Source organism: Synechococcus sp. R6-5 (genome assembly GCF_047461775.1).
Classification (GTDB): Bacteria; Cyanobacteriota; Cyanobacteriia; order Thermostichales; family Thermostichaceae; genus Thermostichus.
This window is the reverse complement of sequence record NZ_JANSHV010000104.1, coordinates 1-11,926: the sequence shown is the minus strand read 5'-3', so window position 1 is coordinate 11,926 and position 11,926 is coordinate 1. Positions and strand designations below refer to the sequence as shown.

Genomic DNA, 11,926 nt, shown 5'->3' with positions numbered 1-11,926 from the left:
ATGCAGATTGCCGGAACAGGGCAGTTCTGCCCAAGCAGGCAGGAAAACCCCACATGCGCCATTGCGGTCTCGGTGCAACCGCGATCCCCTGCAGCAAAACTCATTCCAAAGCCCAGACTTCCGGCAGAAGCCGCCCTCTACGAGCAAAGTGTACGGGCAAAGTGAGGGTAGAGCGTATATCATTACCCCTTCGGCTGGGCAATGTCGAACTCGGCGTCGTAGTCGAAGTCCTCGTCCTCGTCAGCCCAGTCTTCTTCCAGCCTATCGTCCCCCGCCAGCTCCTCTTCCTCCAGGCGGCGCTTTTCTTCGTATTCCTCATCCTCTAGGCCCAAAGCAGCCCGCTCTGCCCGCCGCTGGAAGCGCTCCAGTGCCGCTGGAGTGATGAAGGGATAGGGCAACCCTTGGGCTTGGGCCTCCTCCAGCGCTGCGCGGTAGCTCTCCACTTCCTTGATGTCGATTTTCCAACCGGTGAGGCGGGCTGCTAGGCGCACATTTTGCCCCTCTTTGCCGATGGCCAAACTGAGCTGGTCGCTGTTGACCAACACATGGGCCTGCTGGATTTCCGGATCCACCAGCCGCACCTCCACCACCTTGGCCGGGCTGAGGGCATTGGCAATGTAAGTGGCAGGATCCGGCGACCAGCGGATGACATCGATTTTCTCGTTGCGCAGCTCTGCTACCACCGCCTGAATCCGGGATCCCCTCGCGCCAATACAGGCCCCCACTGGATCCACGTCCCGCTCCACCGTATCGACCGCAATCTTGGTACGTGGCCCCACATTTCGGGAAGGGGGGTTGGCCTCCCGCGCCACTGCCACAATCCGCACGATATCCTCTTCAATTTCTGGCACCTCGTTGGCAAACAGGTTCACCACCAAGCCAGCATCGGCCCGGGAAACCAAAAGCTGTGGCCCCCGCCGGGATCCCTCATAGACTTTCTTGAGATAGACCTTCATCACCGCGTTGGGAGTGTAGCGATCGCTGGCCAGCTGTTCCTTCTTGGGCAGTTCTGCTTCCACCTCAGGTTGTCCGAAACCGCTGGATACCGACATGATCACCGTCTGCCGCTCGGTGCGCAGCACCCGTGCCTGCAGTACGGTTTTTTCCAGATCGCGGAACTCTTCCTGAATCAGACGGCGCTGCTGATCCCGTAACTTTTGCGCCAGCACCTGCTTGGTTTGGATGGCCGCCATGCGGCCAAATTCCGCCTGTTGTGGGGTGACATCATCTGTGACTTCCCAGCCTACTTCGGCTTCTGGGTAATCCTGCTGCACGTCGTACAGAGAGATCTCGTGATCCGGATCCTGTACCTGCTCAACGATGGCTTTGGTGGCCAAAACGCGAAAGCCTCCTGCCTCCACATCCAACTCCACATCGAAATTGCGGAAGTGGTCTTCTGCAAAGACCACATCTCGCTGGATGGTTTTGCGGTAGCGTTCGTAGCCCTTGAGCAGCGCCTCTCGCAGGGCATCGGTGACCACATGGCGGGGCAAGTTGCGCTCCCGCGAGATCATCTCCACCATTTCCGCCAAACCCGGCAGAGGCACCATCGCCATAACCACTGTCCTCCTGCACAAACTTCGTGAAACTTGCTGTTGCTATTGCTCCACAGCGGGAACTGAACCCGCATCTCTGATGCGAAGGGAGGGCCGCACCACCTGCGGTCAAACGCTCTCTCTATCTCCGGTCTCCTAGTCAGTTTCCAATGAGAGGGCAACCCGCTGCACCGAAGCGCGGGGCAACTGAACTCGCCGCCCCTTGAGGGATAAGGCAACCCTCTCCTCATCCCGACCCAGCAGGTGTCCTGACCAAACGGCTTTGCCCTTGTAGGGTGGATCCAAGGTCACCTCCACCGCAAACCCTTTGAAAACCACAAAGTCGCGATCGCTGGTGAGAAGGTTGCTGATGCCAGGGCTGGACACCTCCAACACATACTGGCCTGGGATCAGATCCACCCGATCCAGCTCGACTTCTAAGGCTTGGCTCATGGCTTCGCAATCGGCATGGCTGGTTTCTCGGTCGGGATCCAGTGGGCGGATATCCACCCGCAGAACTGGCGGATGCTGGTTGGTGTGGAAAACCATCTGCACCAACTGGTATCCCAGTTGAGCGGCCAAGGGACGGGCCAAGCTCTCCAACTGTGGAATAAGAGGGTGAACCATAACCAACTTGTCACCAACCGGGTGTTGCCGCCAGATCCAAACCCCTTTGAGCCGGAGCTGGCAAAGGGGACAGTAAGCCCCCTCAAAAAGCAAAGAAGTGGGCACCACCCACTCCCCGTTGCTATCGCGGAGCTCCTTGAGGCTCGCCCAGAATCAGTACAGACTTTGAGCGCATCCCCCTTACCTCCTAATTTAGAAGATCTCCCCCGGTTTTGTCATGGGGATCCCCAAAAGGCAACATCTATAATGTGGACAACTGCGGATTTGCCCAGATATCCAGCCGCGTTTTGTGGGGTTTCCTATGACTGTTGCCTTTTCCTACCCGATCTTCGGCCCCAGCATTCAGTGCCCCCACTGTCGGCAAACGATTGCGGCCCTCACCCTGACCGATACCTACCTCTGCCCTCGCCATGGTGCATTTGAGGCGGATGCCGAACAAGAGGAGCTGGTACACCTGCAATCCGGACGGCGCTGGCGCTTTTGGGAAGGTCGCTGGTTTCGTCAGCACACCCACGCCGATGGGATCCGTTTTGAGATTCATGAAGAATTGGATCGGCTGCGCATGCAAGGAATGCGAGCCACTCAGGTGATCGTGGCCGAGCGCTACCGCCAGCTGCTCACCCCTTATCTGGAGCAGGGATCCCACCGTCGTCCTGGCCCACCTCGCCTCTATGGCTTGCCCGTCAGCTTCAGCTCCCAAATCCCAGAGGATAGGGGTGGATCCCCTCAGCGCTGGCGGGTGATCAACTTTGAGCTGACCTACGAGATCGACCCGGCCATGCGGCAGCCGCAATCCCGTCTGCAACTGTGTGATTAGAAAGGCGAACAGGTAGAGAGCCATTGAAGAATCGGTGGCTGCTCAAGCCCCCTGGGATCCGCAGCTTCCTTCCGGGTCAGGGAGTGCTATGCCTTGATAGGTGTAGCCGATAAACTTGGGCTGGTCGGCCATATAAAACCGCTCCAGTTGCTCAAACCGAAACCCCGCTTCTCGGATCAACCGGGCCATATCTCGGTTGAGGTTGCAGCCATCTGCGATTACCTTTTGTATAGGGTTAAGACAATTTTGCCATCTTTGCACCTGGGGATCCTCACTGAGGCCGTGTTCGAGAAAAAACAGCTTGCCCCCCGCTCGCAACACCCGCCGGATTTCCCCTAAAGCCTTGGCCACATTGGGAATGCTGCACAATGTCCAGGTGCTAACCACGCTATCAAAACTCTGGCTTGGAAAAGGCAGTTCCTGGGCATCCGCCACTTGCCAATCAACGGCGATGGGAGAAGAGGCAATGCGCCGACGAGCCAGGGATCCCATGCCAGGATTGGGATCTACCCCTGTGATCTTGCGAATGTGCTCTGGGTAGCAGGGTAGGTTGAGGCCGGTGCCAAAACCAATCTCCAGAACAGCTCCCTGCACATGGGCCAGAAGCTGCCGCCGATAGCGCTCCATCCGTTCCCCCGAGAGGGCCAGATCCAACAGTTGCGGGAAGATTATTCGGCGATAGAGGTTCATTCGACCATCCCAAATGAATGTTCAGACCTGAGCAGCTTAAACAGTCTGGGCAGGTTGCGGTTGAGCAGTCACCTTCAGGGAGTGGAGGGCATAGCAGGCCAGCAACCAATTGAGCAGGCGGGCCACCACGCGAGCAGTTTGCCGTGTTGCGGATCCCACCGCCACCCCTCCCAGCGAAAGGCCAACCACAGGACGAGCAGCAAAGATGGCCTCACAGGTCTGCAACAGTTGCAACCAACTCACCCCCCCTGGCTCTGGGTGATGCACGGCGGGCGCCAAGGAAGGATCCAGCACACTGCAGTCCACCACCAAAAACACCGGTTGATCCGGCAAAGAGGCCACCACCTGCTGGGGATCCCAGCCATCTTGGGCCCAGAATATTGGGCTGTGGTGGGCTTTCAGCCATGCGTAGGCCCGCGCACTGCCGCTGCGCAATCCCACATGGATCACCGGCAGCTTGTGCTGATAGAGCAACTCCACCCAGGCAGCACTGCCATAGCTTGTATCTTGATCCGGCTGGGTCATCTCTGGGGGCGGCATCAGGTTGGCATGAGCGCTGCAATGCACCACACTCAGAGTTGGGTAGTGCTTCCAGAGGGCACGAATGGCCCCCCAACTGGCGGCCAAGACCGAAGGCAACAGCACCGGCCATTGTTGTCGTCTCCAAGCTTGAGCCACCGCCGCCTCACACATGCCGTAGGGAGGCTCATCCACCAGCCCCGGCAACTGCGCCACCGCCAGCTTATCCACATCGATCCCCAACCTCGGCTCGAAGGCACACAGCTCCGAACCGGCATTGAGAATGGCCATTGGAGCCTGAGTATCGTGGCCAAAGGCGGTGGGAATGAGAATGACCCTAGCGTTGGATTGCGAGCTGGGATGGAGGGACCACTGGGCCATGGGCGCTGTTCCTTTTCCAGAAAGCTGTGGGTCTCCGGCTTGTTCTATGGTGGCCTACAGGGCGCCCAGGGATCCGTCTGAGGGCCAGCCAGTCTGCTACGAAAGATTACAGTTCCCAGGCGGAACTGGGGCCAAAAATCGAGTCAGTGGTAGATTCAAAGTGCTTCGCGCCGCAAACCGCGGTTTGGACAAGGCAAACCACCGCAAACCACAACGAGTTGAGAAAGGTAGACTATGGCTGTGATGGAAGGCGATCCTCGTCAGGGAGCAAAGCTGCCTCTATTTGGGGGATCCACCGGGGGGCTGTTGAGCGCAGCCGAAACCGAAGAAAAATACGTCATCACCTGGACGGGCAAGCCGGGGCAGGTGTTTGAAATGCCCACCGGCGGCGCTGCCGAAATGGTGGAAGGCAAAAACTTTCTCACCTTTGCCCGCAAAGAGCAGTGTTTGGCGCTGGGTGCCCAGTTGAGATCCGACTACAAGATCAACGACTACCAGATCTTCCGCATTCCCGCGGGGGGGGAGCCTGTGTTGGTGCATCCCAAAGACGGCGTCTTTCCCGAGAAGGTCAACGAAGGCCGTGAGCCCGTCGGCAAAGTGGATCGCAACATCGGCAAAAACAAAGAGCCGATTACCTACAAGTTCACCGGCGGGAAACCCTGGGATTGAACTCCCCACAGCTTCGCTCCCTACTGGGTTTCAGGATCCCCTAGCAAGGTCGGGGGATCTTTTGCTTGCCTGTTTTCGACAAAAAAGCTCCAGCCCACCTTGAGCTGAAGCTACGCCCGGAAGCGCTGGGGATCTCCTATATGTAGCCAGGGATCCCAGGGGCCAACCTACTTGGCAATCGCCGCGAAGAACTCCTTGGATTTCACTGGGTCGGGGTGCATGGTTTTCTGGCCGGGCTGCCAGTTGGCCGGGCAAACTTCATCGGGGTGAGATTGCACGTATTGGATGGCTTGCAGGGTGCGCAAGGTTTCATCCACACTACGGCCAAAGGCCAGGTTGTTAATGGTGGCGTGCTGGATGATCCCTTCTTTGTCGATGATGAACAGGCCGCGCAGCGCCACACCCGCTTCCGGATCCAGGACATTGTAGGCAGCGCTGATCTCCTTTTTCAGGTCAGAGACCAGAGGATACCTCAGCTCACCCACCCCTCCAGCCTTGCGGTCGGTTTGAATCCAGGCCAGGTGAGAGTATTCGCTATCCACTGAAACACCCAGGATCTCGGTATCCAGCTTGGCAAAGTCGTCATAGCGGTCGCTGAAGGCCGTGATCTCCGTTGGGCAGACAAAGGTGAAGTCCAAGGGGTAGAAGAACAACACCACATACTTCTTACCCCGGTAGTCGGAGAGCTTCACCGTCTTGAATTCCATGTCATAGACGGCGGTGGCCGAAAAATCGGGAGCGGGCTGCCCCACTCGCAGGCATCCTTCCTGAGACATAAATCAACGCTCCTTGCGGTAAAGTGCAAATGTAAACCAAACCTAACATACCATACTCATAATGACTCTGCCTTAACTCGATAGATAGCGACGGATCCCAACTGCCGGGATCCGGATAATGCCCATTTTTCCATGCTAATCGGCTCAGCTCTGCAAGGGATCCTGTTGTCATGAGAGTGGCGCTGGAGTTCCTCTATCACTTTTGTTGTGACCGCTGTCGGCGGTGGTGGAGCCAGGCCGATGTGGAGCCCCAACCTGGGGATCGCCTGTATTGCCCCTATTGCGGCCATCAAAATTGCGTGGAGCGCATCGATACCTTTCGCAATGCTGCGCGGGGCAGTTGCCTGACCCGTCCCCCCGATGCCCCTTCTCCAGATCCGCATCCGCCCTCTGAAAAATCCGGGGATCGGCCTCAGGAGAAGCGATCCCCAATCTAGTTATCCTGGGCAAACCCAGTCCTCTTGCCCCTATGGGGCAGCCAGCCGCTAGAGCCTGTCAACCATTCAACGCATCCGCCAGAGTTCCCCGGTGTGAAGATGACCATAGGTAGAGATCAACCTCAGGCGAGGAAGAATCCACCAGATAGCGACAGAGGCGGCGCTCTTCCAGGATGGCGGTGGAGCAGCAGCAACTGTAGACTTCCAGATAGTCGTCCGGCTCCGCCTCAAAAATCGCCTGCTGGCCGGGAAAGAGGGTGCGCTCCCAGTGGCCGGGGATCGTGCGGATCACCTGAACCTGTCCGGAACGGTTGACGAAAGCGTATCTTTTCATTGCGTTTTTTTAATGGTGTTAAGAAAAACTTATTGCCCTTAAAATAGGCTACCATCCCTGATCCCCAAGCGGCAATAGTAAGCCGCCAAGACGGGGATCGCTCTTTCTGTCTAGCTTTGGGGGATTTGTTCTCTCAGCTTATAGGGGTTGAGAGAATCGGATCTCGAGGAGAAGCCTGCCCTGGTAAACTGAGAGGAAGAGTCTGAAGATATCCTTAAGTTGGCCTTCACCATTCCGAGATCAGCAAGGGGGCACATCGTGGACAACAAGTTGGGGCTAGAGATCATCGAAGTCGTGGAGCAGGCTGCCATTGCCGCCGCCCGCTGGATGGGCAAAGGGGACAACAAGACTGCGGATCAGGTGGCTGTAGAGGCCATGCGGGAGAAACTCAACCAGATCCCTATGCGCGGTCGCATCGTCATCGGGGAAGGAACCCGCGATGAGGCCCCCATGCTCTACATCGGCGAAGAGGTGGGCATCTGTACCCGCCCGGATGCTGAGCAGTTCTGCCGCGTGGAAGAGCTGGTGGAGATTGACATCGCTGTGGATCCCTGTGAGGGCACCAACCTAGTGGCCAAAGGCCAAAATGGCTCCATGGCCGTGCTGGCCATCTCTGAGAAAGGTGGCCTTCTCCATGCCCCCGACATCTACATGCAAAAGCTGGCGGCTCCGCCCCAGGCCAAGGGCAAGGTGCACATCGACTATCCCCCCGAGAAAAACCTCAAGATCATCGCCGAAAGCCTGGATCGGGAGATCTCCGATCTGACGGTGGTGGTCATGGATCGCAAGCGCCACCTCGATCTGATTCGCCAAATTCGAGAGGCGGGGGCACGGGTGAAGCTGATCACCGATGGCGACATCTCGGCGGCTCTCTCGGCGGGCTTCAACGGCACCGGCATTCATGCTCTGATGGGGATCGGAGCTGCTCCTGAGGGGGTGATCTCGGCAGCCGCTCTGCGGTGCTTGGGCGCCCACTTCCAGGGTCGGCTGATCTACGATCCCGAGGTGGTTCAGGCAGGCACCTACTTGCCACCCGTGGAGGAAACGCGACGGGAACTCAAAGAAAAAGGCATCGAGGATCCCGACAAGGTGTGGGAGTGTGAAGAGCTGGCCAGTGGCAAGGAAGTGCTCTTTGCTGCCACCGGGATCACCGATGGCGACTTGATGCGCGGGGTGCGCTTCTTCGGGGGCGGGGCCCGCACCGAGACCTTGGTGATCTCCAGCCAATCCCGCACGGTGCGCTTTGTGGATACCATCCACATGAAAGATGGCCAGCAGCCCCGCGGACTGCAGCTGCGCTAAGGGATCCCTATCTAACACCCTCGCAGATCGGGGCGGCTTTCCCCTGGTGGAGGTCGCCCTTGCCTTTTTGGGAAAGTTACGAAATCTATCAAGCCCCAACCCGTGAAAACGTAATAACTCTTCAGCAAAATCCGGCAAAACCGGTTCGATACTGGTCTTAGGGTTTAGGTAGGCTGAGAAAAGTTACCTAAGCTTGCTGGAACCGAGTCAAGGGATCCCCTCGTATCGGTCACAGAATATTTGCTTTTGTTCAGAGTTTTTGTTTTTAATAACTTTTGCTGTTGCTGTACAGACGACGGAGAGGCATGTTTATCGCGGTTGTCGGTCTTAGCCATCGCACAGCTCCTGTGGAGATTCGGGAGCGCCTCAGCATCGCGGAGGCGGAGGTGGGAGAGACGATCCAGCAGCTTCGCGCCCACCCCCACATTGAGGAGGCTGCGATCCTCAGCACCTGTAACCGGCTGGAGGTCTACATCGTCACCTCAGAAATGGAGAGTGGTGTCCGGCAGACGATGCAGTTCTTGGCTGAGCTGAAAGGGATCCCCTTGCCCCAACTGCGTCCGCACCTGTTTACCCTTCTTTACCAGGATGCGGTAACCCACCTGATGCGGGTGGCTGCCGGGCTAGATAGCTTGGTGCTGGGAGAAGGGCAGATCCTCTCGCAGGTGAAAAAAGCCCAGCAACTGGGCCAAGCCTGCAACGGCATGGATCGCATCCTCAATCGCCTCTTTAAGGCGGCCATTACCGCCGGCAAACGCGTCCGTACCGAAACGGAGATCGGCACCGGCGCCATGTCCATCAGCTCGGCAGCGGTGGAGTTGGCTCTGCAAGAGCAGGGATCCCTCTCTCAGGGCAAAGTTACCGTGGTGGGGGCGGGGAGAATGGCCCGTCTGCTGGTGCAGCACCTGTTGGCCAAGGGGGCAGTCGATATCACGGTGGTCAACCGCTCCCTGGAGCGGGCCGAAGCCCTGGCCAAGCAATTCGAGCAGCCGATCCAGGTGCTGCCTTGGGAGTCGCTGCTGAACAGTGTGGCCGAGTCCAACTTGGTCTTCACCAGCACCGGTGCCACCCAGCCGATCCTCACCTACCAGCAACTGGCAGGGGTGCTGCAGCCGGATCAGCCGCTGTTGTTGGTGGATATCTCTGTGCCCCGCAACATCGATCCCGATGTGGAAAAGCTGAAGGGGGTACAGGTGTTCAATGTGGATCACCTCTCCCGCATCGTGGAAGAAAACCGCGCCCAACGGCAAAAGCTGGCTCTGGCTGCCGAAGCCCTGGTGGAAGAAGAGGTGGATCAATTCATGGAGTGGTGGCGTTCTCTGGAGACGGTGCCCACCATTTCCAGCCTGCGCCACAAGGTGGAGTCCATCCGCGAGCAGGAGATGGAAAAAGCTCTCTCCCGCCTGGGCAAGGACTTTGCCGAGAAGCACCTGGAGGTGATCGACGCCTTGACCCGCGGCATCGTCAACAAGATCCTGCACGACCCGATGGTGCAACTGCGGGCCAAACGGGATATTGAGGCGCGGCGGGCAGCCATGCGGATCTTGCAGGAACTGTTCAACCTGGATCCGGTGGTGTTTCAAGCCCAGCAGGAGCGCTAGGGATCCCTTGGCGAAGAGCGCATGACTTGAAGAATTGTAACAGCTCTCCCATCTGGGGTGGAGGGCACCCCTTAGGATACAAAGCGTAAGCCACAGGATCTGGGATTATGTTCGGACAATACGAAGTTTTTGTGCAGTTGGCCCTGCTGGCCTTGATTGTCTTGGCAGGCCCGGCGGTCATCCTGCTGCTCTATCTGCGCGGCGCCGATATGTAGGGGATCCCTCTGGATATTGAGGCAGTCGGGATAACCCTTTGGGAGTGCTGGGGCTAAGCCCAAAGCCAGGAGTGTTTAGCAACGTAACGCTCCTTTGCGTTAGAGTTGTAAAGAAATCCCTAGGGCACTCCTGCTTGTAGGGCGACATCCTGCTGGTCTAATATGTCACTCCCCATCCGCAACGTTGCCATCATTGCCCACGTCGACCACGGCAAAACCACCCTCGTGGATGCCCTGTTGCGCCAGGCGGGCATCTTTCGGGAGGGGGAAGACATTCCCACCTGTGTGATGGACTCCAACACGCTGGAGCGGGAGCGGGGCATTACCATCTTGGCCAAAAACACAGCCGTCCGCTACGGCGAAACCTTGATCAACATCGTCGACACCCCTGGCCACGCCGATTTCGGGGGCGAGGTGGAGCGGGTGCTGGGGATGGTGGAGGGCTGCTTGTTGATCGTGGATGCCAACGAAGGCCCGATGCCGCAAACCCGCTTTGTGCTGCGCAAAGCCTTGGAGAAGGGCCTGCGCCCAATTGTGGTGGTCAACAAGATTGATCGGCCTCGCGCCGAGCCCTACAAAGCCGTCGACAAGGTGCTGGATTTGTTCTTGGAGCTGGGGGCAGACGAAGACCAGTGCGACTTCCCCTATCTATTTGCCTCTGGGTTGCGCGGCTTTGCCCTGGAAGAAGCCCATCTCAAAGACTTTCTGGAAGGGAAGTACAGCGGATCCCTGGATATGAAGCCTCTTTTCGAGGCCATTCTCAAGCATGTCCCACCTCCCATTGGGGATCCCGGCAAGCCGCTGCAACTGCAGGTCACCACGCTGGAGTATTCGGAATACCTGGGCCGGATTGTGATCGGCAAGATCCACAACGGCACCATCCGCCTGGGGGATCCATTGGCAGTGGTGAAAGAGGATGGATCCATCGCCAAGGGCAAAGTAACCAAGCTGTTCGGCTTTCAGGGGCTGCAGCGCATCGAGCTGACGGAAGCCACCGCCGGCCACATTGTCGCCGTGGCGGGGTTTGCCGAGGCCAACATTGGCCACACCCTCACCTCTCCCGAGAATCCCCAGGCTCTGCCGCTCATCAAAGTGGACGAGCCCACATTGCAGGTGATGATCTGCGTCAACGACTCCCCCTTCGCCGGGCAAGAGGGTACTTTTGTAACTTCGCGGCAACTGCGGGAGCGCCTGATGCGGGAGCTGGAAACCAACGTGGCGCTGCGGGTGGAAGAAACCGATTCGCCGGATCGCTTTTTGGTGTCGGGGCGGGGCGAGCTGCACCTGGGCATCTTGCTGGAAACCATGCGGCGGGAAGGCTATGAGTTTCAGGTGGGGCAACCGAAGGTAATTTTCCGCGAGGTCAACGGCCAGCCCTATGAGCCCTATGAGTGTTTGGTGCTGGATGTGCCGGAAGCGACGGTGGGGGCCTGCATCGAGCGGCTGGGGCAACGGCGGGGAGAAATGCAGAACATGATGGTGGGATCCGATGGTCGGGCTCAGCTGGAGTTTGTCATTCCGGCGCGAGGGCTGATCGGCTTTCGAGGGGAGTTTATCCGCATCACCCGCGGCGAGGGGATCATGAGCCACAGCTTTTTGGAATACCGTCCCCTGACTTCTGAGATGGAAATGCGCCGCAACGGGGTGCTGATTGCTTTTGAAGAAGGGGTGGCCACTACCTATGCCCTCAAGAATGCGGAAGATCGAGGTGTATTCTTTATTACGCCAGGTACCCGCGTTTACAAGGGCATGATCGTGGGCGAGCACAACCGTCCCCAAGACTTGGAGCTGAACGTCTGCAAGACCAAGCAACTGACCAACCACCGGGCTGCGGGCGGGGAGGAGCTGGTGCACTTGCAAGCGCCGGTGGAGATGACCCTGGAGCGGGCTTTGGAATACATCGGCGAGGATGAGCTGGTGGAGATCACGCCCCAGTCGGTGCGCCTGCGCAAGGCACAGTTAACGCCCTCTCGCCGCTAGTTTTCTCAGCCAACTGGAAGAGAGCATGACTCTAGTCAATAAT

The 11,926-nt window shown here is 58.2% G+C and carries 13 protein-coding genes; 7 read left to right on the top strand and 6 right to left on the bottom strand.

The genetic code is table 11. From position 1 onward, the window contains the following. Nucleotides 1-182: 182 nt before the first annotated feature. Together nusA and rimP are read right to left on the bottom strand one after the other, a co-directional pair. Complete coding sequence (gene nusA / locus NW818_RS06235; protein WP_414424094.1) at nucleotides 183-1,556, bottom strand: transcription termination factor NusA; 1,374 nt, start codon at nucleotides 1,554-1,556, stop codon at nucleotides 183-185. A gap of 135 nt (nucleotides 1,557-1,691) precedes the next feature. Beyond that, nucleotides 1,692-2,162 carry a ribosome maturation factor RimP gene (rimP, locus tag NW818_RS06230; protein ID WP_414424093.1) on the bottom strand — a complete coding sequence of 157 codons (471 nt, stop codon included), beginning with the start codon at nucleotides 2,160-2,162 and terminating at the stop codon, nucleotides 1,692-1,694. Between the two features lie 301 nt (nucleotides 2,163-2,463). Here rimP and NW818_RS06225 point away from each other — a divergent pair, with 301 nt between their 5' ends. Next, complete coding sequence (locus NW818_RS06225) at nucleotides 2,464-2,979, top strand: TIGR02652 family protein (RefSeq protein ID WP_011433824.1); 516 nt, start codon at nucleotides 2,464-2,466, stop codon at nucleotides 2,977-2,979. Nucleotides 2,980-3,021: 42 nt separating this feature from the next. Here NW818_RS06225 and NW818_RS06220 read toward each other — a convergent pair whose 3' ends face one another. Further along, entirely contained in the window at nucleotides 3,022-3,669 is a 648-nt protein-coding gene (locus tag NW818_RS06220) for a class I SAM-dependent methyltransferase (RefSeq protein ID WP_414424092.1), read from the bottom strand. A 36-nt stretch (nucleotides 3,670-3,705) separates the two neighbouring features. Continuing rightward, nucleotides 3,706-4,569, bottom strand: coding sequence for an arginase family protein (locus tag NW818_RS06215; protein ID WP_414424091.1), 864 nt, complete (start codon nucleotides 4,567-4,569; stop codon nucleotides 3,706-3,708). A gap of 234 nt (nucleotides 4,570-4,803) precedes the next feature. Here NW818_RS06215 and NW818_RS06210 point away from each other — a divergent pair, with 234 nt between their 5' ends. Then, the gene (locus NW818_RS06210; protein ID WP_369791755.1) at nucleotides 4,804-5,238 is read left to right on the top strand and encodes a photosystem I reaction center subunit II PsaD; all 435 of its coding nucleotides are present in this window, start codon (nucleotides 4,804-4,806) and stop codon (nucleotides 5,236-5,238) included. A gap of 167 nt (nucleotides 5,239-5,405) precedes the next feature. On the opposite strand, the gene NW818_RS06205 is transcribed toward NW818_RS06210, so the two are convergent. Next, nucleotides 5,406-6,014, bottom strand: a complete 609-nt coding sequence (locus tag NW818_RS06205) for a peroxiredoxin (RefSeq protein ID WP_011433828.1) — start codon at nucleotides 6,012-6,014, stop codon at nucleotides 5,406-5,408. A gap of 170 nt (nucleotides 6,015-6,184) precedes the next feature. Here NW818_RS06205 and NW818_RS06200 point away from each other — a divergent pair, with 170 nt between their 5' ends. Continuing rightward, the gene (locus NW818_RS06200) at nucleotides 6,185-6,451 is read left to right on the top strand and encodes a hypothetical protein (RefSeq protein WP_414409136.1); all 267 of its coding nucleotides are present in this window, start codon (nucleotides 6,185-6,187) and stop codon (nucleotides 6,449-6,451) included. A gap of 58 nt (nucleotides 6,452-6,509) precedes the next feature. On the opposite strand, the gene NW818_RS06195 is transcribed toward NW818_RS06200, so the two are convergent. Then, complete coding sequence (locus NW818_RS06195) at nucleotides 6,510-6,785, bottom strand: DUF1830 domain-containing protein (protein WP_414418702.1); 276 nt, start codon at nucleotides 6,783-6,785, stop codon at nucleotides 6,510-6,512. 258 nt (nucleotides 6,786-7,043) lie between these two features. On the opposite strand from NW818_RS06195, the gene glpX reads away from it, so the two are divergent. The 4 genes from glpX to typA all read left to right on the top strand — a co-directional run bounded on the left by glpX (nucleotide 7,044) and on the right by typA (nucleotide 11,883). Further along, on the top strand, nucleotides 7,044-8,087 hold the full coding sequence (glpX, locus tag NW818_RS06190; RefSeq protein ID WP_011433831.1) for a class II fructose-bisphosphatase: 1,044 nt from the start codon (nucleotides 7,044-7,046) through the stop codon (nucleotides 8,085-8,087). Between the two features lie 305 nt (nucleotides 8,088-8,392). Then, nucleotides 8,393-9,688, top strand: a complete 1,296-nt coding sequence (locus NW818_RS06185; protein ID WP_414373848.1) for a glutamyl-tRNA reductase — start codon at nucleotides 8,393-8,395, stop codon at nucleotides 9,686-9,688. A 107-nt stretch (nucleotides 9,689-9,795) separates the two neighbouring features. Then, nucleotides 9,796-9,903, top strand: a complete 108-nt coding sequence (psb30, locus tag NW818_RS06180) for a photosystem II reaction center protein Ycf12/Psb30 (RefSeq protein WP_011433833.1) — start codon at nucleotides 9,796-9,798, stop codon at nucleotides 9,901-9,903. A gap of 162 nt (nucleotides 9,904-10,065) precedes the next feature. Next, nucleotides 10,066-11,883, top strand: a complete 1,818-nt coding sequence (gene typA / locus NW818_RS06175; protein WP_414387766.1) for a translational GTPase TypA — start codon at nucleotides 10,066-10,068, stop codon at nucleotides 11,881-11,883. Nucleotides 11,884-11,926: the final 43 nt, after the last annotated feature.

What these genes read in the sequence shown, in the direction of transcription:
- nusA (WP_414424094.1), bottom strand. Translation starts at nt 1,556, where the DNA reads ATGGCGATGGTGCCTCTGCCGGGTTTGGCGGAAATGGTGGAGATGATC.
- rimP (WP_414424093.1), bottom strand. Translation starts at nt 2,162, where the DNA reads ATGGTTCACCCTCTTATTCCACAGTTGGAGAGCTTGGCCCGTCCCTTG.
- NW818_RS06225 (WP_011433824.1), top strand. Translation starts at nt 2,464, where the DNA reads ATGACTGTTGCCTTTTCCTACCCGATCTTCGGCCCCAGCATTCAGTGC.
- NW818_RS06220 (WP_414424092.1), bottom strand. Translation starts at nt 3,669, where the DNA reads ATGAACCTCTATCGCCGAATAATCTTCCCGCAACTGTTGGATCTGGCC.
- NW818_RS06215 (WP_414424091.1), bottom strand. Translation starts at nt 4,569, where the DNA reads ATGGCCCAGTGGTCCCTCCATCCCAGCTCGCAATCCAACGCTAGGGTC.
- NW818_RS06210 (WP_369791755.1), top strand. Translation starts at nt 4,804, where the DNA reads ATGGCTGTGATGGAAGGCGATCCTCGTCAGGGAGCAAAGCTGCCTCTA.
- NW818_RS06205 (WP_011433828.1), bottom strand. Translation starts at nt 6,014, where the DNA reads ATGTCTCAGGAAGGATGCCTGCGAGTGGGGCAGCCCGCTCCCGATTTT.
- NW818_RS06200 (WP_414409136.1), top strand. Translation starts at nt 6,185, where the DNA reads ATGAGAGTGGCGCTGGAGTTCCTCTATCACTTTTGTTGTGACCGCTGT.
- NW818_RS06195 (WP_414418702.1), bottom strand. Translation starts at nt 6,785, where the DNA reads ATGAAAAGATACGCTTTCGTCAACCGTTCCGGACAGGTTCAGGTGATC.
- NW818_RS06185 (WP_414373848.1), top strand. Translation starts at nt 8,393, where the DNA reads ATGTTTATCGCGGTTGTCGGTCTTAGCCATCGCACAGCTCCTGTGGAG.
- psb30 (WP_011433833.1), top strand. Translation starts at nt 9,796, where the DNA reads ATGTTCGGACAATACGAAGTTTTTGTGCAGTTGGCCCTGCTGGCCTTG.
- typA (WP_414387766.1), top strand. Translation starts at nt 10,066, where the DNA reads ATGTCACTCCCCATCCGCAACGTTGCCATCATTGCCCACGTCGACCAC.